This is a genomic window from Flavobacterium sp. FlaQc-28, assembly GCF_044007415.1.
Lineage (GTDB): Bacteria > Bacteroidota > Bacteroidia > Flavobacteriales > Flavobacteriaceae > Flavobacterium.
This window is the reverse complement of the sequence record NZ_JBIPCM010000009.1, coordinates 41,920-65,030: the sequence shown is the minus strand read 5'-3', so window position 1 is coordinate 65,030 and position 23,111 is coordinate 41,920. Positions and strand designations below refer to the sequence as shown.

19 protein-coding genes, 1 tRNA gene and 1 riboswitch are annotated in these 23,111 nt (G+C 33.4%); of the genes, 14 read left to right on the top strand and 6 right to left on the bottom strand.

The window, feature by feature from the left end; all coding sequences use genetic code 11:
- Window positions 1–115: 115 nt before the first annotated feature.
- On the top strand, window positions 116–2,500 hold the full coding sequence (locus ACHRVL_RS19545) for a TonB-dependent receptor domain-containing protein (RefSeq protein WP_395415023.1): 2,385 nt from the start codon (window positions 116–118) through the stop codon (window positions 2,498–2,500).
- A gap of 111 nt (window positions 2,501–2,611) precedes the next feature.
- Here the strand turns inward: ACHRVL_RS19545 and ACHRVL_RS19540 are convergent, their stop codons facing one another.
- Together ACHRVL_RS19540 and ACHRVL_RS19535 are read right to left on the bottom strand one after the other, a co-directional pair.
- Window positions 2,612–2,938 carry a hypothetical protein gene (locus ACHRVL_RS19540; RefSeq protein WP_395415022.1) on the bottom strand — a complete coding sequence of 109 codons (327 nt, stop codon included), beginning with the start codon at window positions 2,936–2,938 and terminating at the stop codon, window positions 2,612–2,614.
- 259 nt (window positions 2,939–3,197) lie between these two features.
- The gene (locus ACHRVL_RS19535; RefSeq protein WP_395415021.1) at window positions 3,198–4,148 is read right to left on the bottom strand and encodes a homocysteine S-methyltransferase family protein; all 951 of its coding nucleotides are present in this window, start codon (window positions 4,146–4,148) and stop codon (window positions 3,198–3,200) included.
- Between the two features lie 175 nt (window positions 4,149–4,323).
- Window positions 4,324–4,560: riboswitch (cobalamin riboswitch) on the top strand.
- Between the two features lie 103 nt (window positions 4,561–4,663).
- On the opposite strand from ACHRVL_RS19535, the gene ACHRVL_RS19530 reads away from it, so the two are divergent.
- The 8 genes from ACHRVL_RS19530 to ACHRVL_RS19495 all read left to right on the top strand — a co-directional run bounded on the left by ACHRVL_RS19530 (window position 4,664) and on the right by ACHRVL_RS19495 (window position 13,902).
- Window positions 4,664–6,709, top strand: a complete 2,046-nt coding sequence (locus ACHRVL_RS19530) for a TonB-dependent receptor (protein WP_395415020.1) — start codon at window positions 4,664–4,666, stop codon at window positions 6,707–6,709.
- Window positions 6,710–6,742: 33 nt separating this feature from the next.
- Window positions 6,743–7,900, top strand: coding sequence for a YncE family protein (locus ACHRVL_RS19525; protein ID WP_395415019.1), 1,158 nt, complete (start codon window positions 6,743–6,745; stop codon window positions 7,898–7,900).
- 9 nt (window positions 7,901–7,909) lie between these two features.
- On the top strand, window positions 7,910–9,472 hold the full coding sequence (locus ACHRVL_RS19520; protein ID WP_395415018.1) for a PKD-like domain-containing protein: 1,563 nt from the start codon (window positions 7,910–7,912) through the stop codon (window positions 9,470–9,472).
- Between the two features lie 240 nt (window positions 9,473–9,712).
- Entirely contained in the window at window positions 9,713–10,261 is a 549-nt protein-coding gene (locus ACHRVL_RS19515) for a DUF4494 domain-containing protein (RefSeq protein ID WP_129056180.1), read from the top strand.
- 160 nt (window positions 10,262–10,421) lie between these two features.
- Window positions 10,422–11,948 carry an ArnT family glycosyltransferase gene (locus ACHRVL_RS19510; RefSeq protein WP_395415017.1) on the top strand — a complete coding sequence of 509 codons (1,527 nt, stop codon included), beginning with the start codon at window positions 10,422–10,424 and terminating at the stop codon, window positions 11,946–11,948.
- A gap of 3 nt (window positions 11,949–11,951) precedes the next feature.
- Complete coding sequence (locus ACHRVL_RS19505; protein WP_395415016.1) at window positions 11,952–12,476, top strand: DUF4269 domain-containing protein; 525 nt, start codon at window positions 11,952–11,954, stop codon at window positions 12,474–12,476.
- Window positions 12,477–12,604: 128 nt separating this feature from the next.
- Window positions 12,605–12,677: transfer RNA gene (locus ACHRVL_RS19500), tRNA-Met, on the top strand.
- 130 nt (window positions 12,678–12,807) lie between these two features.
- The gene (locus tag ACHRVL_RS19495; RefSeq protein ID WP_129023269.1) at window positions 12,808–13,902 is read left to right on the top strand and encodes an exopolyphosphatase; all 1,095 of its coding nucleotides are present in this window, start codon (window positions 12,808–12,810) and stop codon (window positions 13,900–13,902) included.
- A gap of 435 nt (window positions 13,903–14,337) precedes the next feature.
- On the opposite strand, the gene ACHRVL_RS19490 is transcribed toward ACHRVL_RS19495, so the two are convergent.
- The 3 genes from ACHRVL_RS19490 to ACHRVL_RS19480 form a co-directional block, all read right to left on the bottom strand.
- A complete protein-coding gene (locus ACHRVL_RS19490; protein ID WP_123872349.1) occupies window positions 14,338–14,559 on the bottom strand; it encodes a hypothetical protein in 222 nt (73 codons plus the stop codon).
- Between the two features lie 359 nt (window positions 14,560–14,918).
- The gene (locus tag ACHRVL_RS19485; RefSeq protein ID WP_395415015.1) at window positions 14,919–15,197 is read right to left on the bottom strand and encodes a hypothetical protein; all 279 of its coding nucleotides are present in this window, start codon (window positions 15,195–15,197) and stop codon (window positions 14,919–14,921) included.
- A 149-nt stretch (window positions 15,198–15,346) separates the two neighbouring features.
- A complete protein-coding gene (locus ACHRVL_RS19480) occupies window positions 15,347–15,838 on the bottom strand; it encodes a hypothetical protein (RefSeq protein ID WP_395415014.1) in 492 nt (163 codons plus the stop codon).
- Window positions 15,839–16,162: 324 nt separating this feature from the next.
- On the opposite strand from ACHRVL_RS19480, the gene ACHRVL_RS19475 reads away from it, so the two are divergent.
- The 3 genes from ACHRVL_RS19475 to ACHRVL_RS19465 all read left to right on the top strand — a co-directional run bounded on the left by ACHRVL_RS19475 (window position 16,163) and on the right by ACHRVL_RS19465 (window position 19,144).
- A complete protein-coding gene (locus ACHRVL_RS19475; protein ID WP_395415013.1) occupies window positions 16,163–17,152 on the top strand; it encodes a sensor histidine kinase in 990 nt (329 codons plus the stop codon).
- The gene (locus ACHRVL_RS19470) at window positions 17,130–17,858 is read left to right on the top strand and encodes a LytR/AlgR family response regulator transcription factor (protein ID WP_395415012.1); all 729 of its coding nucleotides are present in this window, start codon (window positions 17,130–17,132) and stop codon (window positions 17,856–17,858) included. Before ACHRVL_RS19475 ends, ACHRVL_RS19470 begins: the two co-directional genes overlap by 23 nt.
- A 140-nt stretch (window positions 17,859–17,998) precedes the next feature.
- Window positions 17,999–19,144: an agmatine/peptidylarginine deiminase gene (locus tag ACHRVL_RS19465; RefSeq protein WP_395415011.1), complete on the top strand. Its 1,146-nt coding sequence runs from the start codon at window positions 17,999–18,001 to the stop codon at window positions 19,142–19,144.
- 269 nt (window positions 19,145–19,413) lie between these two features.
- On the opposite strand, the gene ACHRVL_RS19460 is transcribed toward ACHRVL_RS19465, so the two are convergent.
- On the bottom strand, window positions 19,414–20,280 hold the full coding sequence (locus ACHRVL_RS19460; RefSeq protein WP_395415010.1) for an AraC family transcriptional regulator: 867 nt from the start codon (window positions 20,278–20,280) through the stop codon (window positions 19,414–19,416).
- Between the two features lie 164 nt (window positions 20,281–20,444).
- Here ACHRVL_RS19460 and ACHRVL_RS19455 point away from each other — a divergent pair, with 164 nt between their 5' ends.
- Entirely contained in the window at window positions 20,445–21,365 is a 921-nt protein-coding gene (locus ACHRVL_RS19455) for a dihydrodipicolinate synthase family protein (protein ID WP_395415009.1), read from the top strand.
- Between the two features lie 160 nt (window positions 21,366–21,525).
- On the top strand, window positions 21,526–23,109 hold the full coding sequence (locus ACHRVL_RS19450; RefSeq protein WP_395415008.1) for an aldehyde dehydrogenase (NADP(+)): 1,584 nt from the start codon (window positions 21,526–21,528) through the stop codon (window positions 23,107–23,109).
- Window positions 23,110–23,111 lie beyond the last annotated feature (2 nt).

Here is a 23,111-nt window from a genome sequence, read left to right as displayed (position 1 = left end):
ACATTCATAAAAAAGTCTAAAAACGGGTTTGTAGATTATTCGCGGGGGTTTGTCGATAAAAGTGGTTTTAAGCATTTTTTCAGCACAGTTTTGCATGGTAATTAAATCAAAACCTATGAAAAAAGTTATCATCCTATTGTTTATTCTTCTTAGCCAAACTAATGTATTCAGCCAGCAATTTTCTATTAAAGGAAAAGTAACCAATCAAAACAAAGAGCAAGTCGAGTTTGTAATTGCCAGTTTATTTAAGGACAACAAAATAGTTACATCAGCTTCGACTGACAGTTTGGGGAATTTTGAAATGAAAACTGAAAAAGGAAGCTATAGATTGCTGCTGGAACAATTTGGAACAGAATACCTTAACAAAGAAATTACTCTTGACAAAAACATTGATTTAGCGGTAATTGAAATTAAAGAATCAATAAAACTTGAAGGAGTAACGATAAAATCTAGAAAAAAACTGGTTGAGCAAAAGGTTGATCGACTTGTTTTTAATGTCGAAAATTCTGTAACTGCCACTGGCGGAACAGCTTTGGATGCCTTAAAAGCAACGCCGACGGTAAGAGTTCAAAATGAAATTATTTCGATTGTTGGAAAAGGTGAAATTTTTGTCATGATCGATGATCGCTTGCAAAAAATGCCTCAAGAGGACTTGGCTGCGTTTCTAAAATCAATTCCGTCTGATAACATTAAAAGCATTGAAGTCATAACTACTCCGCCGGCAAAATATGATGCAGAAGGAAACAGCGGACTTATTAATATCAAATTAAAAAATGCCAAAGCGAATTCATGGAATGCTAATATTGGCACTTCATACACACAAAAAACGTATGGAAGCGAAAACCTAAACGGATTATTTACTTATAATCATGATAAAATTTCGGTTCAGGCTTCTGTTAACAAAGGAAAACAAAAATTACGCTCTACTTCTGAAAGTGCTATATTTTACACAAACGAGTTATGGAAGGAAGATATTAAAAATAAATCGGTGATTGATGTATTGAGTTTAAGTTTTGGTCTTGATTACAAACTAACTAATAAATGGACAGCAGGAATTCAATATCTTGGCAGTTTTACAGACAAAACCTCAACTAATAATCCGTTTACAACTATATATAATAATAGCGGAACGGCAGATTCTTATATCGCTTCGGATGTTAATGCAGCCAACAATCCGAAAATGAATACCGTTAATTTTCAAAATTCTTTTGTATTAGACAGCTTAGGAAAAAACATTTCGATTAATTTGGATTACTTCAATTACAGTAAAAATGATTATCGTTTCTTTTCTGGAAATGAATTAGATCGCAATAAAAATGTTATTCCTAACACTTTTTTTTCGTCGACCACCAGCAATGTCAATACAATCAAAAATTACTCTGCAAATGTCGACGTTTCGTTACCGTATCAATGGGCAAACATTAGTTTTGGAGCAAAAGCTTTTCATACCAATACTGACAACAATTTAGCCGTATACAACAATGAAACAGGAACTGCAGTTTTCAATACAAACCAGTCGAATATTTTTAATTACAAAGAGTACAATCAGGCTGTGTATTTTTCGGGAAGCAAAAAGATAAATTCTAAATGGGAAACACAAATTGGTTTGCGAATTGAAGCTACACAAACCAAAGGTTACTCTGAAAATCTAAATCAAACTACTGCAAATCATTATGTAAAATTATTCCCAACGGCTTATTTGACTTATGCGCCAAATGAAAACAATTCTTTTTCTTTAAACTACAGTCGAAGAATCCGCAGACCTGAGTTTGAGTATTTAAATCCTTTTGTAATTCAAACAAGTCCTTATTCTTATTCGCAGGGAAATCCATATTTAAAACCTTCGTTAATTGATAATTTTGAATTTTCGTTTATCCGAAATCAAAAATGGGTTAACTCTGTGTATTTTTCTCAGGTTTCAGATTTCGGGCAGGAATTATCTATCATCGATCCTGAAACAAACAGCACCAAGAGAATGCCGTTAAACTATGCCAATACGTATCAAATAGGTTTTTCGACTTCGTACAACTTCAATAAATATTCTTGGTGGAACAGTTTTACTGGTTTTAATTTAAACTATCAAAATGTAAAATCAAGAACAAATTTCATTAGTTCTATAGATGGATACAACGGATATATTTACAGCAATAATGACTTTACTATAAACAATAGCAAAACAGTATTTATTGGATTAAATTACGGTTTACAGCTTCCTGGACGTTATCAAATTTTTAATATTTCGACTCTGAACATTTTAGACATCTCGGTTAAAATGCTCACTTTCAAAAAAAACTTGTCAATTACATTTCTAGCCGAAGATGTATTAAATGCACAAAAACCATTAATTACCTACACTTCAAACGGAATAAAAACAAATATAAAAAGTTATGGAGACACTAGAGGTTTTAGAATTTCATTAAGTTATAAATTTGGCAATCAAAACATTAAATCAAAACAGCGTGATTTTGGAAATGAAGACGAAAGAAATAGAATAAACTAATTACAGCAATAAAAACAGAGCTTCAGAGAAATCTGGAGCTTTTTGTTTTTAGTTTGATTTGAAGTCCGAAATTAAACAAATAGCTGCAACGCTTTTTTTTTACAAAAACTTTTAAACCAGTGAAGATTCTCCAGCAAACTGTTGATTGATTTTATCTAACAGTTCAAATTCGTCTAAAGGAAATAATTCGATAATGTGTTCTAAAATTAATCCAACATTAATTGAGGAATCTTTATCATTGTCAAGCCCCAAAACACACAATTTTAGCATATTATTAATCATACATCCAAGCTCATAATAAGTTGAAAACTTGATTTCTGTTTTACATTCTTCGTTATTGTCGCTTGATTTTTTTAAAACACTGAAATACTGTTTTATCTCTTCTAAACTTTTAGTTTCTTTTACTGCCATTATTTTTTCTGTATTACTTTTTATCATAATTCAAATTTTGATGTTTTTTTTCAAAATGTGGTTATCTTATATGGTAACATCAAAAAAAATTAAACACATAGAAACATAGATTTTATAGGCTTAATTTAAGGAGACAAAAAGAAACTCATTTCTTTCACATAGCTGTTTATGTGTGTTTTAGGCAAGTAAAACGCCTTTTTTAAAGTAACAAATCTATGCTTCTATGTGTTAAAACATACCGCAATCAAAGAGCAAATTATTTAAGTTTTAGATTTATAAAGCTGTTTTAAACTACTTTCAATTGCTTTACAATTTCGTGGATATGTTCTTCATCAGTGCCGCAGCAGCCGCCAAATACATTTAAATGACTAAAAGTATCTTTTAATTTTTTGTATTCTTTACCCAAATCCTTAGGAATTCCTCGGTCTAATTCTGTGGCTTCGTCTAATTCGGCGTGGCTTTTACAAGATGCATTTGCTCGAAAACCTTTTATTCTTTTTATCCAATTTTCATTTACATTCGTTTTCAGTTCGTTTACAAAATGCGTAGGATGCGCACAATTTATCATATAATACAACGGAGGTACATTCACGCTTTTGTCTATTTTTTCGATTGCGTCTTTTAAGCTCATTCCGGTTGGCAGTTTCCCGTCAGTTTCAACAGTAAACGAAATAACTACAGGCAAACTTACAGTTTCGGCAGCTTTAACAATACCTATCACTTCTTCGATATAATTCATGGTAAGCGCCGATACAAAATCAACCGGCATTTGACTAAAAGCTTTTATTTGTGCCAAATGATATTGTTTCGCTTCTTCAACATTCATACAATTATCCGGCACATAACCGTCGCCCCGAGGACCTATACAGCCGCTTATAAGAATTGATTTTATGGAATTCGAAAATTCTATTTTTAAATCTGTTAAAAGCGAAACTGCTTTTTTATTCAACTCAAATAAGGAATCTTTTGGATAACCAATTTTTTCAATCCACTCTGGATTTGCCCGCCAAGTTGGACTTTCTAAAATAAAATTTGTTTTATACTTTTCGGCAATTTTTAAATAACGCGAATAATAATTTTTCATACTGTCGTATCCTTTTTGATCTTTTAATATATCAAAGGCAGCAAAATAAGGCAGATCAAAACCTTCTAGAAAAACCAATGTTGTTTCGAGTCCGCCATCAGTCAAAAACAAATCTTCAGATTCGTTTGGCAGCGTATTTTTAGTCTTTTTCATCTCCACTTCATTAAATACAAACAATTAATAATCAAATAAATAACACTATAAATATACAAAATCTCGATTTCTCAAAATAAAAAATCAAACAAAAGTAAAATCAATTACTTTTCTTTTCAAAAACACTTTTCAGCATTTTTTTCAAAAACATAACCATAACCATAAAGAGTTTATTTACTTTTGCACCCGCAATGGTTTAGCTGCAACTTTTCAAGTGCAGTTAACGAAGAGGGAATCAGGTGCAAATCCTGAACAAGCCCGTTACTGTAAATTCCATGCAACATTTTGACAGATTAGGAAAGCTTTTTTTAGTTTTCGAAATCAAATCTTTTGCCACTGCATTTTTCTAATGCGGGAAGGCGGCTCAAAATGGGAATAAGTCAGGAGACCTGCCACTGCATATCATTTTAAACTCTCGTGGACCAGAGTTTTAAAAACAAACACATTTATCAAACTAAACATTTGATTTCATTTTTTCCGTTTAAAACTATTTGTTACAAATAGACCATTTTGTTATGCACGTATGTAAAAACAGGCATTCAGGCCTGCTGCATTGTGGATTATGTGCCTTATTATGGATTTTGTTTATAAATCCGATTATGGCACAGGATAATCCTAAAACCAAAGAGCTGGACTCTTTAAAACCACTTCCGTTAAAAGAAGTTATTCTAACCGCAAGCAAACGCGAGTTTAGGATCGAATCGCCCATGCCTGTTCAGATCTTATCAGGCAAACAGCTTGAAGCACTAAACAGTCTTTCGGTTGCGGATGCTGTTCGTTATTTTTCGGGAGTCCAATTGAAAGATTATGGCGGAATCGGCGGTTTAAAAACCATAAACGTTCGAAGTTTAGGAAGCGCTCATACGGCAGTTTTTTATGACGGAATGACGGTTGGAAATGCGCAAAACGGTCAAGTCGATTTAGGAAAATATTCTTTGGACAATATTGAAGCTATCGAACTTTATAATGGTCAAAAATCGACTATTTTTCAGCCTGCACGAGGTTTTTTCGCTTCAAGTACGCTTTTACTAAAAACAAAAATTCCTGTTTTCGAATCGGGTAAAACTACAAATATTAGAACTTCTTTTAAAACTGGATCTTTTGGATTAGTAAATCCTTCTGTTCTTTATCAGCAAAAATTAACTTCCAGAACAGCGCTTTCCTCAAATATTGAATGGCTTAAAGCCGATGGAAAATACAAATACCGCTATCAGAAAAAAGACGGCTATGATACAACTGCAGTTCGCCAAAACGGAGATATAACCGCACTTCGGGCTGAATTGAACCTGCACACCAAATTTGGTTCAAATGCTCTTGCCAACTTCAAGGCCTATTATTACGATTCTGAACGAGGACTTCCGGGCGCAATTCTAGCCAATAGATACGAACATGTGCAAAGGCAATGGGATCGCAATTTTTTTATTCATGGTTCTGTAGAAAATTCCTTTTTCGAAAAACACAAAATGCTTACTAATGTAAAATTCAGCAGAGACTACAGCCGTTATATCGATCCTGATTATAAAACTCTTGAAGGTGCATTGGACAATAAATATTATCAAAACGAATTTTACGCTTCGATTGTCAATCTCTACGCTATAAAAGATTGGTGGAAAATGTCGCTTGCAGCAGATTTCTCCATTAATACGCTTGATGCTAATTTATACCGTTTTCCCTATCCTACCCGATATTCTTATTTAAGCGTTATTTCCAGCGAAATGCATTGGAACCGACTTGATATTCAAGCTAATTTACTTGGAGCTTATATCGATGAACAGGTTAAATATTATCAGCAAGGCGATAGTCAGCATGTTTTCTGCCCGGTTGTATCGGCTTCTTATCAACCTTTTGCGATAAAGAATTTCAGAGTTCGAGCGTTTTACAAAGAGTCTTTTAGAATGCCCACTTTCAATGATTTGTACTACACTTTTATAGGCAACAGTTCATTGCGTCCAGAATTTACAACGCAATACGATGTGGGAACTACTTACAGTATTGAGCCTAAAAAAATGCTGCAATCGGTATCATTTCAAGCCGATGTATATTACAATCGAGTAAAAGATAAAATTATCGCAATGCCGTCATCTAACCTTTTTAGATGGACAATGATGAATTTGGGCGAAGTCGATATTCGCGGCTTAGAACTAAACACCAATTTCGTTTTTAAATTCCCGCAGCAAATATTTCTGGATTTAGGTTTAAGCTATACCTATCAAAAAGCAATCGATATTACTGCAAAAGGCACAACTTACGGCGATCAAATTCCTTATACACCAGAAAACAGCGGTACAATAACCTCATCTGTCAACTGGAAAAAATGGAATCTTAACTACAGTTTTATATATACCGGCGAGCGTTACAGTCAAAAAGCAAACATTCCTGTTAATTATGTTAAGCCTTGGTACACCAGTGATATGGCTCTTATTTGGAATGGAAAGTTCTCAAAAATCCCTGTAAAAATAAGCGGTGAAGTCAATAATTTATTCAATCAATATTATGATGTGGTACTCAATTTTCCTATGCCAGGAAGAAATTATCGATTAAGCCTTTCTCTAAACTTTTAAAATAAAACAGCAACACTAAATAAATTCTCAGCAATGAAAACAAATTTCAAATTTTGGCTTTTACTCGCTTTTGCGGCAGCGGCTCTTCAAGGATGTCAGGAAGACGACCCTATTATTCCTGAAGAAGTAGAAGTTTTACCGCCCGAAACTGTTACAACCGTACAAGGTTTTTATCTTCTTAACGAGGGGAATATGAACATGAATAAAGCTTCATTGGATTATTACGATTACGAAACCGGAAGTTACAAGCGTAATGTTTACGGTCAAGCAAATCCTGATGCCACTTTAGGTCTAGGCGATGTAGGAAACGATATTGGTATTTACGGTTCAAAATTATACTCCGTTATCAACAACTCAAACAAAATTGAAGTTATGGATGTGGTTACCGCAAAACGCCTTAAAGTAATTGACATCAAAAATTGCCGATATGTAACTTTTGCCAACGGAAAAGCTTACGCAAGCGCCTATGACGGCGAAGTACAATTGGGAGAAAATTCTCCAAATGGCTTTGTTGCCGAAATCGACACCACTTCGCTTTCGATCACAAAAACGGTAAAAGTAGGCCGTCAGCCCGAAGAAATGGCTGTTGTGGGCAACAAACTTTATGTTGCCAATTCAGGAGGATATAGTCCGCCAAATTACGAAAGAACCGTTTCTGTAATCGATCTAAAAACTTTTACCAAAATAAAAGATATTGATGTTGCCATAAATCTGCACAGACTTGAAGCTGACGAAGACGGAGATTTGTATGTAAGCTCTCGCGGCGATTATTATGATATTCCTTCAAAATTATTTGTTATCGATACTAAAACTGACCTCATTAAAAAAACTTTTGATATTGCCTGCTCCAACCTTACTATCGTTGGCGACAAAGCTTATATAATTGGATCTGAATTTAGCTACAGCACCTTCGATTATATCATTAACTACTCCTTGATTAATGTTAAAACCGAAACTTTACTTACAGAAAGCTTTTTACCTAAAGCGGTCAGCGACGAAATTAAAACTCCATACGGGCTTGCAGTTGATCCTGTTTCTCTAAATGTTTTTATTACAGATGCTGGAGATTATGTTTCGCCTGGAAAATTATACTGTATTGATAAAAACGGAAATACAAAATTCACGGTTACAACTGGAGATATTCCAGCACATTTTGCCTTTAAAACAAAAAAAACAATAATTAATCCATAAATTTTAAAAATGAAGAAAATTCTACTTGCATTGTCGGTTGTCCTGCTTCTTTCGGGCTGTTACAAGGATGACATTAACGATCTAAAAAATGATGTCAATGATTTGAAAAACCGAATGGCACAATACGAGAACCTGCTTGATGTATTAAACAAAAGATTGTATGTGGTAAACTACGAAACTAAAGACGGAAGTTATGTAATTACAATGAGCGACGGATCTAAATTAAATGTCCGCAATACCTCATCTTTTATAAAAATTGGCGAAAACGGAAACTGGTGGATCGATGGTGTAGATACTGGAAAATCTGCAAAAGGTGAAAGCGGAGCCAAAGGCGAAGCTGCAAAAATCACTATTGGAACTAATGGAAACTGGTTTGTTGATAATGTAGACACTGGCGTTTCTGCTTCTGGTCAAAAAGGAAAGGACGCTGCAGAAATTACATCGGTTGCATTGGCAAACGGAATTATGACTTTTACTTTTGCCGATGGCCGTACAATCAGCATCGTTGCAAGCGCTCCAGAAATTACACTGCCAAATCCAGCTGGAGGTTTTGCTGTTGATAAAATGCAATGGTTTAAAGTTCAGCCTCAATTAACAAACGCTGCAAACGCAACTTATAAATGGATTGTAAACAGCCAAGAAGTTGCTGCAACAACTGACTTGTTCTATATTTTTAGTGCTGCAGGAACTTACAATATCGAGTTTAAAGCTAAAAATGGAGTTGGCGAAAGTTCTAAATCTTTTACTGTTACTGTTGCTGAAAAAGCATATTTAAACAAAATTACACGTGTTTTTGACTTCTTTCCTGCTCCAGGACAATTTGTAAATGCTCTGCCTGCTGCAACTGCCACAGATACTGACGAAACAATGCGTATAAAAGCCGAAACAGCTTTAACAGCAGGAAACATGATTAGCCTTGGAGGATTTGGAGGATATGTGCAATTTGGTTTTGACCATACGATTATCAATAAAGAAGGAAACGATTTTGTTGTTCTTGGAAATGCTTTTACAGATTGGTCTGAACCGGGAATTGTAATGGTTTCTTACGATGCCAATGGTAACGGAAAAGCGGATGATGAATGGTTTGAAATTGCAGGTTCTGAACACAATAAAACCACGACTATCAAAAATTACGAAATGACGTATTATAAGCCAGAAGCCGAACCAACTAATCCGAACGAACCAAATTACATTCGTTGGACTGACAATCAAGGACAAACTGGTTATATAGCAAAAAATCAATTCCACAAACAAACGTTTTTCCCTTTATGGAAAGGAAATAGCGTAACTTTTAAAGGAACTTTCTTAAAATCCAATATTTACGATAAATCTGGCGGAAAAGGAAACAACTGGGCAAATCCTGCTTACGAATGGGGTTATACTGACAACTGGGCTAATGCTGATGTGAGAGGTCAAATCGACATAAGCTGGGCTGTAAACGCAAAAGGCGAATCGGTAAAACTTAAAGGAGTTGATTTTATTAAAGTGTACAATTCTAACCGTGCTGAAGGCGGATGGCTTGGAGAAGTTTCAACAGAAGTTTCAGGATTTAAAGATTTAAATTTACCATAATACAGCAATCTTATTTTTGAATAAAGGAAAGTCTCAGAATCTCTGAGACTTTTTTTTTAACTCCTAAAAAATCTTTCTAATCTGCGGCTGAAAAATAATTACACTTCTATAGCTGACTTAAAAACAAAACACTCAACACTTTATCTAAATCATACTCAAATTGTGAATATCTATTTGAGTATTTTATGAGTTTTTTTTCCTGTAAAATCTATCTTTGGCATCCTTAAAAAAATTAAAGAGATGAGCGCAATTTGGTACGAATGCAAAGTAAAATATAGAAAAACAGATGAAACTGGAGGCCAAAAAGTACTAACAGAACCTTATTTGGTAGATGCAGTATCTTATACAGAAGCTGAAAAAAGAATCAATGAAGAAATGGCTGCTTATATAAGTGAAGAATTCAAAATCACGAACATAAAAGTGGCAAATTATGCCGAGATTCATCCTTTTGAAAATACAGATCGCTGGTTTAGATCAAAAGTTTCATTGATCGCTTACGATGAAGAAAGCGGTAAAGAAAGAAAATCGAATATGTATATGCTGATTCAGGCAAATGATGTGAGAGAAGCTTATGACAATACGATTCATGTTATGAAAAACACTATGGGAGAATATTCGATTCCTGCCATTTCTGAATCGCCAATTATGGATGTTTTCCCGTACTTTAGCGGTGAAGAAGGAGAAACCGAAATGCTGGAAAGATTCAATGCTCTAAAAGCTTCTAAAACTGTAAAACCAGACGAAGAAACAATAGATCATATGGAATTTGAAACTGCATTAGAGGAATAAATTTTCTTGAACTTCAAAAATTAAAATTTAGCTTCAGAGAAATCTGGAGCTTTTTTTTATCCACCTACACAACTTCTATTAATTATAAAATTAAAATAAATCATATATTCGTTATTACAAAACTGATCTAAAAGCACTTGCATTTTAAACCCAAAATTCCATGACAAAAAAAACACTTGTTTTAATTGGATTTATCATTTTAAAATTTGTTTTACAGTACGCGCTTTTAAGTCCTGAATATGATTTGCAGCGCGACGAATATCTGCACCTCGATCAGGCGCATCATTTGGCTTGGGGCTATTTATCAGTTCCTCCCGTTACTTCATGGTTTTCTTACCTAATATTTCTACTTGGAAATTCCGTTTTTTGGGTTAAGTTCTTCCCTGCCCTTTTTGGCGCACTCACTCTTTTATTTGTTTGGAAAACAATTGAAGTTTTAAAAGGAAGTTTTTATGCATTAGTTCTTGGCGCCATATGCATTTTGTTTTCGTCTCTTTTAAGACTCAATATGCTATATCAGCCCAACTCGCTCGACGTTTTGTGCTGGACACTATTTTATTATATCATAATTCAATATATCACGACTCAAAAATCAAAATGGTTTTATATAGGCGCAATTGTATTTGCTTTTGGGTTTTTAAACAAATACAACATTCTTTTTCTGCTGATTGGTCTTTTACCTGCACTTTTACTGTCAAGCCAAAGAGAAATACTGACCGAAAAAAAGCTGTATTCTGCCTTGCTTTTAGGACTTCTTTTAATCTTTCCAAACTTATTATGGCAGTATAACAATCATTTTCCAATTGTACATCACATGAAAGAATTGGCAGAAACACAATTGGTAAATGTAGATCGTCTTGATTTTCTAAAAGAACAACTCTTGTTTTTTATAGGATCTATCTTGGTTCTTTTGGCCGCTTTATACAGTTTATTATTTTACAAACCTTTTGCAAAATACAGGTTCTTTTTTGGGTCGATAATTTTTACGCTCATTGTCTTTATTTATTTCAAAGCCAAAGCTTATTATGCCATTGGCTTATATCCTATTTATATTGCTTTTGGAGCTGTATACCTTTCTGAAGTTTTACAAAAAGGATGGAAATATTATTTGCGATATGTATTTGCTGCCATTCCGATATTATTGTTTATTCCGATGTACAATATTGCGTTTCCAAACAAAACACCAGAATACATTGTAAAACATCCTGAGAAGTATAAAAAACTAGGAATGCTTCGCTGGGAAGACGGAAAAGATCACAAACTGCCGCAAGATTTTGCCGATATGCTGGGTTGGAAAGAACTCGCCCGAAAAACAGATTCTGTTTATGCATTATTTCCAAAATCAGAAAACACATTAGTGCTTTGCGATAATTACGGACAAGCGGGAGCAATAAATTTTTATACTCAAAAAGGAATAAAAGCTGTTTCTTTTAATGCCGATTATGTGAATTGGTTTAATTTGAATATCAAATACCAAAACCTAATTAGAATTAAAGAATTTGAAGAAAACAGCGATGAACTTGCAGAAACAAGTCCGTATTTTGAAACTGCTTTTATCGCTGGTGAAATAACAAACCAATATGCAAGAGAATACAAAACAACTCTTTTTGTTTTTACCAATGCCAAAATCAACATCAACAAAAGACTGGAGCAGGAAATTAAAGAAGAAAAAAATTATGCCGACTAAAAAATGATTGATTTTACTTCTATTACCTATTTAAAAACAGGAAATTCAAAGCAAGTTCAAGTTTATGAAATCTTAACTCAAAATAAGATTTTAGAAATACTGTCTGAATTTGATCCTATTTTAACCGGCACCATTCCTATAAATATTGATATTGAAAACAGCGATCTCGATATTATTTGTTACTGGACAAACAAAACCGATTTTATATCCAAAATTTCCACAGCTTTTACTACGAAACCTGAGTTTAAAATTAGAAACAGTTTAATCAATAACAATGAATCTGTTATTGCAAATTTTAAAATTGATGGTTTTGAAATAGAGATCTTCGGGCAAAATATTCCGACTAAAAATCAAAACGCCTATAAACATATGCTTATTGAGCATCAAATTCTACAATCAAAAGACGAGAATTTTAGATTAAAAATCATAGCACTCAAGCAAAATGGATACAAAACAGAACCTGCTTTTGGCAAATTATTGGGTTTAAAAAACGATCCTTACGCAGAATTACTCGATTACAAAATCTAACCAAGAACAAACACCAAATACAACATATTAAAATACAATTAATTAGAAACTAAAAAGTAATAATTCAAAATTTTTCAGTTATTTCTTTGGATAACCGTATTTAGTGCTTATCTTTGCACCCGAAACATCGCGGGATAGAGCAGTAGGCAGCTCGTCGGGCTCATAACCCGAAGGTCACAGGTTCGAGTCCTGTTCCCGCTACTAAGACAAAGCTTCAGAGAAATCTGAGGCTTTTTTTTTAAACTACGACTTAAACTATTATAAACAATAGACTACCTACAGTCTTTGTTCGATAAAAAATAAATTATATTATAATCGTAATTAAAATCCAATGCTTAAAAAAAACAAACCCCAAGTTCTATTTTTTATTCTTTTAAATTTATTTTTCACCCTTAATTCATTTGCTCAAAAAAGCATTTATGCTGGAATTGAAATTGGACGCAGAGCCATTAAAGTGTCTGTTGTTGATGTAAATAATATCAAAAAAGCTGATTATAAAATACTTTCTTTCTGGACAGAAAGAATTCCGTTTGCCGATCATATCAGCGCTTCTGGAAAACTTACACCAGAAGACATTAACAAAACCAGTCTAACTATAGTCGATCAATTAAAAAAAATCAAAGCCGACTATAAAATGCTGGACGAAAATATCTTTATCGTTGCGGCTCCTGTCTTTACATCTGCCAGCAACTTTGATGTTTTAAAAAGCAAAATCACTTCTCTTACCAATAAAGAACTTGAAATACTTGATGGTACTGAAGAAGCCAAAACGTTAGTTAAAGGCGCAATACCGCCTGTTGATTATGCAAATGCTTTTCTTTTGGATATTGGCGCTCAAACTACTAAGGGCGGTTATATTGACGAACTTAAAGACAATAAATTAGAATTTATTCCTTTAGAACTTGATTTTGGCACCATGACACTTACTGATGCTGTAGAAAAAACAGTAACCAATAAAAGTCAGCTAAATGATATGTCAACCTATCAAGAAAAGTCTTTTGATTTTAATCCAAAATTACGCAAGAAAACTAAAGAGCTGTTTGACGCGAATCCGCTTTTAATGAAAAAAGACAAATTATATTTGTCTGGCGGTGCTGTTTGGGCGTTTTCAACCCTTTACTATGATGAAAACGTTAAAGACCATTACATTCCTTTAACGCTTCAAGATGTTATTGATTATGATGCTATTCTGAAAAATAACTTTGGAAAATTTACAAACCTTGCCAAAACCAACAAAGAAATGGCAAGAGTTTTAAGCACTTATGACCAGAAATACCTTATTTCGGCAAATAACATATTGGTAACGTGTTTAGAAAGTATTCCAAACTTAGAAACAAAGAAAATATATTTTGTAAAAGAAGGACAAGTAACTTGGTTGATCTCTTACATTGCCGATCGCTCTAAAAAAGTAAATACTAATTTTTAAAGATCACTATTTATCACATACATTGCACAATTGTTATTCGATTTTGCATTTTAAACTAATTAAAGCTTCAGAGAAATCTGGAGCTTTTTTTATTGATTTTGGTTGGAAAGTGAAGAAATGCTTTAATATGTGTGTTTTTAGTTTTGAATAAAAAATGAATACTTGCGTAATTTTTTTAGTTAAAACTCTTTGCAGAGCGGGGAATAAATTATTACGAGCAATCCATGACCATTATCTACCATAAATGCAGTTTATTTAGTATGTATATTATACCTAACAGTATAAAGGCAATACCTCCCGCATAACCCCTAAAATTCACACTTACTAGTGGATATGAAGGTGATCTTTTTAACATAAAAACAATAATTCCTACTCCAAAAATGATCATCAAAATGCCAATACCAGTATCATCTATTACCCCCATTTTGTTACTTTTTAATTAGATCTTTTATTTATGTTTAAGTTTTCAAATTCTTCGATAATATCATGTATAATCTCCCGCTTCCATCCATCAAAACCTCTTCCTATTCCAGTTATTTTCTTTCCGTTAATGAAAAATCTCAATTCGTCAGCCTCACTTCCTCTTGCTCCTATTTCAGGTTTGTATGAGAAACTAAGTTGTTCTTTCTTCACTTTTTCAGAATAACTATTTATCATTTTTTTTTTATAACAGAAACATATTGAATTTTCAAGTATTACGATTTTGTATAAAAAGGGTTTTGAGAAGAAAATCAAAACTTCTAATCCAACAATTATTATAAAAGAGACAACATAAATTACAGAATCAAAATTTTTAACAACAAAATAAAACAAACAATTGAATACTATCCCAATTAGTAAAAGCTTTATTAAAATTACTGATAAACTTAATTTATAAATCATTAATTACTTTTTTATAGTTTCGGCTACTGAACTTAACCTGCTCTGCAAAGTGTTCATCGCAAGCGATGCGCAATCCCGAAAGCTTTCGATATTGCACAGCTTTTTAATTATAATTCTTCACAAGGCAGGGAGAATTACAAATTCTTTTCTTCATCACTTTTTTTATTCCCATCAATATCTGATGTATTGTAAATTTTACTCCAATAATTTGAACATCCATGCTTTTCTCTTATTTTTTCAGCAAAATAAATCCCATAAATTAGTCCTGCAAGTGCGAAAAATATATAGACATAAACATCCAATTCAATCAGCGAGTTTAAAATAAACATAAGCAACAAAAATAATAAGAATTTGGATAGGACTAATAGAATCCAAAATGTTGCCTCAACAATGAAATAAAATATTTTTTGCATTATAAAAAGATTTTCGTTTACTTTTCTCACTGCTCCGCAAAAGTACAAACAGAAGATTATTTTAATTTTTCTGTGATAGTACTATAAATTTCTTATTACCTGTAAATGTTAGATGCAATAATTAAGCACCAAGACATCTAATACATTACCTATTCTATCACTAACTTTGATACATTAACAAATGTTCCGATATCAATAGTTGAATTATCATTTACTTTATGTAACAAAAAATGAAGAGTATCTATTCTAGTAGTTTTTGGGAATGCTATCATGAACACTCCATTGCCAGAACCTAAATTACCAAAATGTTTTTCCTCTATTTTCCATTCTAAAAAATATTCACTTTTCTTAAACTCTTTGTTTATTTTTTTTAGTTTCAAGACAATTTGATTATTTGGAGATAATGCAACCTTTTTTTTATCTCCATTTATAACTTTATAATGCCAAACTTTTTCAATCCATACAGAATCAATAATATCTAAATCTCCATTTTGCAATTTATTTGCTGTAGAGAGATAAAACCCATTTTCTTTTGAATTTGAAATTGTTGAAGATGCTTGAGGTGTTGCTGTGTTAAATTCATTACAACTAATACACATTAACGCTATAATACATAGACTAAATAAAACTTTCTTTCTCATTTTCTTGACAATATTGTTAGTGGCACGTTCTTATTTGCTTATTTTACAAAATAGTACATCTCATTTAAAACTACGCTGCTCTGCAAAGTGTTCATGACAAGCACTGCTCCTGCTCTGCAAAGTGTTCATTGCAAGCGCGAAAACTTTCGGGATTGACTTTTCGCTACCTCATCTTTCTTCTTAAAAAATGTAAAGTTCTAAAAGTCTCTGACTTTATTACAAAAATCACTTAATAATGACTATCCCTAAAAACAGGTTTAAAATTATTCTATTTTATTCAATGTTGCTTCTAATTTAATTACTTTGCATAAAATTAAGAGCCAAATGAATAAAATTTACTACCATCTGCTTTTTTGGTTGTTTATCTCATTGTATGTATTTGATTACATAGCTTCATTTTACAATCTAAAAGAGAGTATTCTTTATACTTCATTTGAAGTGGTTGCTTTTTGCTCTGAATTTTACATTAACCTATTCGTTCTGCTGCCTTTTGTTTTGAACAAAAAAGGAAAAACAGCTTATGTTTCAGCTTTAATTCTGTTGTTAAGTATTAGTTTTTTAATCTATTACAGCACTGGTTTGAATGTTGTTTTGTATGACGATGATTTGCTAAAATCATTTATTTCATTCCTTCTAAATCATTCGCTTTATCTTTTCATCTCTTATATTGTTTGGTTTTTCAATAAATATTTTACCGAAAAACAACTTCGCCTGCAGGCAGAAAATGAAAAACTGCAAACCGAAATGATGCTGTTAAAATCACAAATCAGCCCGCATTTTCTTTTTAATGCACTTAATAATATTTATGCATTAACATTAATAAAAAGTGACAATGCTCCGAAAATGCTTGCTTGTTTGGCTGATATACTTCGTTATTTTCTCTATGAAGGCGACAAGAAAAGTGTATCTCTGCTGTCAGAAATAGAAATAATTCACAAATACCTTCAAATTCAGGAATACCGAGAAATTGCAGGAATGAAAAATATGAATTTTACCATTTCTAACGACAACTCTGTTCCGGAGGTTCCTCCCTTATTATTCCTAACACTACTAGAAAATGCTTTTAAGCATGGAGATATTATTGAAAATAAAAATGGTTTTGTCGACATAATTCTTACCGCTGTCAACAATAAAATTGAGTTTAGTGTTGTTAATTCTTTTCAGCCTAAATCAAAAAATCAAGGTATTGGATTGAAAAATATAGAATCACAGCTCAAAAATCTATTTGGAGACGATTACCAATTAAGTACCGAAGACATCGATTCAATCTATAAAGTAAGTTTACATTTTTATGGAAACAAAGACAATATATAAATGCGCTATCGTCGATGATGAAACTTTAGCCCGTACTTTAATACGCACTCATTTAATGCAAATTCCTGAGCTCGAAATTGTGTATGAATGCTCGTCGGCACTTGAGGCCGACAATTATTTAAAAACAAATAAAGTCGATTTACTGTTTCTAGACATTCAAATGCAGCATTTGTCTGGAATCGATTTCTTGAGGTCGCTTCAAAATCCGCCAAAAGTAATTTTTACAACAGCTTACTCTGAATTTGCTTTAGATGGTTATGAACTCAATATTATAGACTATTTACTAAAACCCATAACTTTTGAACGTTTCTACAAAGCTGTAACCAAAGCACTGGAATTACTAAAATTAGAAAACGAAAGCAAAGATGCCGCTGAAGCCTCAGTTATTGATCAATCGATAGTTATAAAATCCAGTCATCAGCACATTAAAATTCTTTTGAGCGACATATTGTTTATTGAAGGTCTTCATAAATATGTAAAAATAGTAACCGAGAAAAAAACATATACTACTTTAATTGCTCTTACAGCGATGGAAGAAGAGCTTTCGAAACAGCTTTTTTACCGCTGTCATCGCTCTTTTATTGTCAACCTAAGTAAAGTGGAACTGATTGATGGAAATTTAGCCATTATTGGAACTCATAAAATACCCATCAGCAAATTAAATAAACAAGAACTTCTTGCCAAATTAGGTAAGAAAATTGGGTAAATTAAGCGTTAAACTAACTTTCTGTACCCAAACTAGTTCATTTGGGAGAAAAAAAAGTATCAGGGTTTTAAAAATTATTCTCTTTGTCGAGTAATTTTTAGAACCCTGAACGCATTTATTCAATAATTTAAAACATCAAAATGTACAACAAAGCAATTTTATCAATGACTTTTGCCATTTTAATTTCAGCTTGCGACAGCAGCGAAGTCGAAGGATCGACACCAAATCCTGATCCAACTTTACCAGTTACTAATGTTCTTTATACAATGCCCGAAGAATCTGCACCGCACGAAGGCACTTGGCTGCAATGGCCGCATCAATATGAATATGGTGTTACATACCGCAACAGTTTAGACGCAACATGGGTAGCAATGACAAAAGCCCTTCAATCAACAGAAAAAGTGCATATTATAGCTTATGACGCGGCAGAACAATCAAGAATTGAAACTCTGCTGACAAATGCCGGTGTGCCATTAACTAACGTAAATTTTAAAATACACGAAACAAACGATGTTTGGGTGAGAGATAACGGGCCTATTTTTGCAAAAGACCAATCTGGTCAATTAGTACTTCAAGATTGGGGATTTAATGGCTGGGGAGAAAAATTTGGTTACAAAAAATGCGATGCTATCCCATCATTTATCGCTGATGAAATTGGTATAAAAGCAGTAAACGTACCAATGGTAAACGAAGGCGGTTCTGTAGAATTAGACGGTCACGGTGTAATGATGGCTACAAAAAGTTCTGTACTGAGCCAAAAGAACAGATCAACTCGAAATGCAGGTATGACGCAGGCACAAGCCGAAGCCAATTTTACTAAATACTACGGTGCCACAAAATTTATCTGGTTAGAAGGCGGATTTAGCAAAGAAGATGTAACAGATATGCATATTGACGGTATTGCTAAATTTGTTTCTGGCAATAAAATGGTAACCATGAATAACGATGATTTATTGAACTGGGGATTAACGCAAACCGATATAAACGTGTTATATAGCGCTTCTAACAAAAATAATGAAGCTTATACTAAAGTGTTTCTGCCATTGTCAAAAAATGATGTTGTTACTACAAATGGTACCAATCTAGGATACAAAGGCTGTTACATAAACTTTTATGTTGCCAACGGAAAAGTATTGGTTCCAAATTATAATGATCCTAACGATGCTGTTGCCAATACCATTATTGCCGGCTTATTTCCAGGAAGAACTGTTGTAGGTATTGATGTTAGAAATTTATACAAAAACGGAGGAATGATTCACTGTGTAACGCAGCAGCAGCCTCAATAATAAAAACGCGCAAAACTCAAAAGCTCCCTAAACAATACTGTTTAAGGAGCTTTTTTCATTTACATGATCAATTGTTTTATTCCCGCATTGGTGTGTTTTTAACACATAGAAACATAGATTTCTTTGTCATTAAAGGCGTTTCACTTATTTTAAATACACAAAGCATGGTCTATGCGAAAGAAATGTATTTCTTTATGTATTCTTTTCCAGCTATAAAACCTATGTTCCTATGTGTTTTAAACATTTTTTTTGAAAATTACAGCCAACGTTTATACCTTTTGTTTCCACTTCAATCTTTGAGATTTCCGATAAACTAAAGGAGAGACTCCTTTGATTTCTTTAAACTTTCTATTGAAATTAGAAATATTATTAAAGCCGCACAATTCAGAAACTTCCAAAACTGAAAGTTCTTGCGATTTAGACAAGAGCTTCCCTGCCCTCTCAATTCTTATCTCAATCAAAAACTGAAAAAAGGTTTTATTTGTCCGCACTTTAAAATATTTACAAAATGCATTTTTCGTCATATTCGATAAAGCAGCAATTTCGTCGAGCGTAATATTCTTTTGAAAATTAGTCATCACATATTCAAAAACCGTCTGCATTCTCTTGCCTTCATTGTCAGTGATTTTTTTATCATATATATAACTCGAAAGCGGCGTTTTTTTATCCTGTGAAAGCTTTTTTGTTATTTCTAAAAAAAGCATAAACCGATCAAATTCATTAACCGATTTGATCTTTTTAAAAGATTTAATAACTTTATTAGACGGATTATTAACCACAAATCCGTTTTTACAGCTTTCCCAAAACGGTTGAATTTCTTTTAAAGCAGGCAATGAAAAGAACTCCTTTCCAAAAGAATTGGCGGTAAAAAACAATGTTAACATCACAGATAATTCTTCTGTGTTGGCATCACTTCTAAATACGTGAGGCAAATTACTGCCTATAACTACCACGTCACCTTTTTGATAGGGTGAAATAGTATCACCTACAAAAATGGTTCCTTCGCCATTTTCAATATAGCTGATTTGTATTTCTTCGTGCTGATGCAATTTATCATAGAAAACAAACTCAATATCCTCTTGATAAATCAGCGAATCTTCTTTAGTTTTTGGAATTTTAAATGGAAATACTTTCATAATCAATTTAATTACATGTGATAAATATAAAAAAATGCACGCATATTAAGTAATAATTTTAAAAATTAATACGAAAGCGGATAATATAGTATCTTTTTGTGATAACTTCCCTAAGCACATATTTACCACTTATAAATATTTTTGAAAAAATTAAAATCGTAATTATGAGTATTCAATGGAAAGGCGTTATGCCAGCAGTAACCACAAAATTTACTGCCGATGACAAATTAGACTTCAATATGTTTGGAGTAAATGTTAAAGCTCAACTCGAAGCAGGTGTTTCTGGAATAATTTTAGGAGGTACACTTGGCGAGGCAAGCACTTTATTACAAGAGGAAAAAAAAGAATTAATTCAGGAAACAATCAATATCGTTAACGGACAAGTTCCGGTAATTATGAATATAGCCGAGCAGACTACTCGTGCCGCGATTCTTGCTGCTAACGAAGCAGAAAAAAATGGAGCAAAAGGTTTAATGTTACTTCCTCCTATGCGTTATAATGCTGCGAGTCACGAAACCGTAACTTATTTCTCTGAAATTGCAAAAAGCACCTCACTTCCTATCATGATTTATAACAATCCTATAGATTATAAAATAGAAGTAACATTAGATATGTTTGAAGAAATTTTAAAATTCGACAACATTCAAGCCGTAAAAGAATCTACAAGAGACATCTCGAATGTAACTAGAATTATAAACCGTTTTAACGGAAGATTAAAAATCTTATCAGGAGTTGATACCCTGGCATTAGAAAGTATTTTCATGGGATCTGATGGATGGGTTTCAGGTTTAGTCGATGCTTTCCCTGCAGAAACTGTTGCGATTTTCAAACTGGCAAAAGCAGGAAGAGCCGAAGAAGCTTTGGCTATTTACAGATGGTTTTTACCTCTTTTAGAATTAGATATTAATCCGCTTTTAGTACAAAATATAAAACTGGCTGAAGTTGCAACAGGTTTAGGAACAGAACATGTTCGTGCACCAAGATTACCGCTTCACGGAGCTGAAAGAGAAAGAGTACTGGCTATTATTAACGAAAGCCTTCGCACTAGACCTACACTTCCAGATTACAAGTCTATAATATTATAAGCTTGTATTAAACAGAAAATTAATCTTTTTTCTCAAAAAGTTTAATTTGGTTGATTTAGTTTGTTTGTTTTTGGGCTGGTTATTATAGCAATAACCAGCACACAAAACACTATAATTTTTAACAAATCTGGATTTAACTTTAATCTTAACATATAAAAAAATGATTACAGGAAAAAATTATGTGGGAAGTCAGCTTTTGGCTGGCGGAACCAAAACATATAAAACCATAAACCCGCAGTGGAATATTGAAAACCCCTGGACATTTACAGAAGCTTCTCCTGAAGAAATCGAACAAGCAGTTGCTTTGGCTGATGATGCTTTTAAAATTTATAAAAATTATCCAGCGGCAAAAAAAGCTGCTTTTTTAAACGCAATTGCAGACGAAATTCTAGAATTGGGCGACGCTTTATTAGAAATATACTGTACCGAATCTGGTTTTTTAAAAGGCAGAGCAGAATCAGAAAGAGGACGTACTATTTTTCAATTGCGTTCTTTTGCCAACATGCTTTTAGAAGGAAGCTGGCTTGAAGCTACTATCGATACCGCAATTCCAGATCGAGCACCGCTCCCGAAAGAAGATTTACGCAAAATGCTGGTTCCGTTAGGTCCTGTTGTCGTTTTTGGATCTAGTAATTTCCCTTTTGCCTTTTCTACCGCAGGAGGTGATACAGCATCAGCTTTAGCTGCAGGATGTCCTGTTATTGTAAAAAGCCATTCGATGCATATTGCAACCGGCGAAATGGTTACCTCTGCTGTTATAAAAGCGGCTAAAAAACACCAAATGCCCGAAGGTGTATTTTCTAATTTGATAGGCAGCGGTACAACACTTGGAACAAGTTTAGTAAAACACCCGCTTGTAAAAGCAGTAGGGTTTACTGGAAGTATAAACGGAGGACGCGCTTTATTTGATCTGGCTTCACAACGTCCGGAACCTATTCCTGTATTTGCCGAAATGGGAAGCATTAATCCTGTTGTAATTTTACCTGAAGCATTAGAAAAAAACAGTAAAAAATGGGCCGCTATTTACGCTGGTTCTATCACACTGGGAACGGGACAATTTTGTACCAATCCGGGGTTGCTTTTAGGAATAAAAGACAAAAATTTAGATCAGTTTTCAAAAGAATTAGCAGAAGAAATCGAGAAAATAGCACCTTCGTGCATGCTGCATCCGTCGATTAAAGCTGACTTTAATAATGGCAGAGAAAAAATAAGATCTCAAAACGGAGTTACAACTGTTGCTGAATATAAAGAAGAAACTGCGCCTAATTATGCACAGCAAACTGTACTGAGTGTAGATGGCAAAACATTCTTAGAAAACACAGTATTAAGCCATGAAGTTTTTGGTCCGTTTTCGATTATTGTTCAGTGCGAAAATCTAGAGGAACTTACCACAATTATTAATAAATTAGACGGACAGCTGACTGGAACTATAATTGCCGAGTCTGCCGAAATCTCAAATTATGATACTGTTACAAGTGCTTTACAAAACAGAGTGGGAAGATTAATTTTTAACGGAGTTCCAACTGGTGTTGAAGTATGTGCTTCAATGCTGCACGGAGGTCCTTACCCTGCATCGTCAGATTCTAGGTTTACCGCTGTGGGAATTCATGCCGTAAAACGATGGGTACGTCCTTTTAGTTATCAAAATTGGCCGGATGAATTACTTCCAGCAGCGCTTCAAAATTCAAACCCATTAAATATCAATAGAACTGTTAATGATGTAATAACAAACAAACCTATTTAATT